Here is a 1,696-nt window from a genome sequence, read left to right on the forward strand (position 1 = left end):
GGCGGCGGCCCGGGCGGGCGGCTTCTATGCCCGCTGGGTGCCCAAGCTGGTCGCCGGGCCCGGGCAACTGCCCACCTCCTACGGGGAGTTCGCCCCCAAGGGGTATCCGGACCTCGGTGCCCATCTGCGCTATGTGGAGCGCGGCAGCCGCCGGCTGGCCCGATCCACCTTCTACGGCATGTCCCGCTGGCAGGGCCGCATGGAGACCAAGCAGGGCTTCCTCGGCCGCATCGTGGACATCGGCGCCGAGCTGTTCGCCATGTCCGCCGCCTGTGTGCGGGCGGAGATGCTGCGCAGCGGCGACGCGGAGCAGGGCCGGGCCGCGTACGAGCTGGCCGACCTCTTCTGCCGGCAGGCGCGGATCCGGGTCGAGGAGCTCTTCGACCGGCTGTGGCGCAACACCGACGACCGTGACGCCAGGGCCGCCCGCGCGGTGCTGCGCGGCCGGTACCAGTGGCTGGAGGAGGGCGTCGTCGACCCCTCCGGCGACGGGCCGTGGATCGCCGACGCCACCCCCGGCCCCTCGCAGCGGGAGAACGTGCACCGCAGCCTGAAGTAGCCGCCCTGTGGCGTGTCCGTCCGCCGGGCACGCCACAATGGGGCCATGGAATCCCTCGCCGACCCGCATCTGCGCTTCGAGCCCGCCGTCGACCACTCCGGTCCCCGTGAGCTGGTGATCCTCGGATCCACGGGCTCCATCGGGACCCAGGCCATCGATGTGGTGGAGCGAAACCCCGACCGCTTCGCCGTGGTGGGGCTCTCCGCGGCGGGCGGCCGGGTGGAGCTGCTGGCGGACCAGGCGCTGCGGCTGGGTGTGCGTACGGTCGCGGTCGNNCCCTGGCCGCGCTGGCGGCGGGCCGGGTCCTGGTGCTGGCCAACAAGGAGTCGCTGATCGTCGGCGGCCCGCTGGTGAAGGCGCTGGCGAAGCCCGGCCAGATCGTGCCGGTGGACTCCGAGCACACCGCGCTCTTCCAGGGGCTGATGGGCGGCACCCGCCGCGAGGTGCGCAAGCTGGTGGTCACCGCCAGCGGCGGCCCCTTCCGCGGCCGCACCCGGGCCGAACTGGCCACGGTCACCCCCGAGCAGGCGCTGGCCCACCCCACCTGGGCGATGGGCCCGGTGATCACCGTCAACTCGGCGACGCTGGTCAACAAGGGACTGGAGGTGATCGAGGCCCATCTGCTGTACGACATCCCCTTCGACCGGATCGAGGTCGTCGTCCACCCGCAGTCCGTCGTTCACTCGATGGTGGAATTCACCGACGGCTCCACCCTGGCCCAGGCCAGCCCGCCGGACATGCGGATGCCCATCTCGCTGGGGCTCGGCTGGCCGGACCGGGTGCCCGACGCGGCTCCCGCCTGCGACTGGACCAAGGCGGCGTGCTGGGAGTTCTTCCCGCTCGACGACGAGGCCTTCCCCTCGGTGTCGCTGGCCCGTGAGGTCGGTACGCTCGGCGGTACCGCTCCGGCGGTCTTCAACGCCGCCAACGAGGAGTGCGTGGACGCGTTCCTGGCCGGCCGGCTCGCCTTCAACGGCATCGTCGACACCGTCGCCAAGGTGGTGTCGGAGCACGGCACCCCGGTCCGGGGAACCGAGCTGACCGTCGAGGACGTATTGCAGGCGGAGGACTGGGCCCGCACCCGTGCCCGGGAGATCGCGGCGGGCTGAGAGTGACCGGCGACCGGGCCGGCGAACG

Annotated in this window: 3 pseudogenes; all 3 read left to right on the forward strand. The window is 72.8% G+C overall.

The window, feature by feature from the left end:
• Positions 1-559: pseudogene (locus AOK09_RS31380) on the forward strand (acyl-CoA dehydrogenase family protein); the annotation flags it as partial.
• Positions 560-628: 69 nt separating this feature from the next.
• A pseudogene (locus AOK09_RS42700) lies at positions 629-833 on the forward strand (1-deoxy-D-xylulose-5-phosphate reductoisomerase); the annotation flags it as partial.
• Positions 834-835: 2 nt separating this feature from the next.
• Positions 836-1,668, forward strand: a pseudogene (locus AOK09_RS31385) (1-deoxy-D-xylulose-5-phosphate reductoisomerase); the annotation flags it as partial.
• Positions 1,669-1,696 lie beyond the last annotated feature (28 nt).

The organism is Peterkaempfera griseoplana (assembly GCF_001418575.1).
Classification (GTDB): Bacteria; Actinomycetota; Actinomycetes; order Streptomycetales; family Streptomycetaceae; genus Peterkaempfera; species Peterkaempfera griseoplana.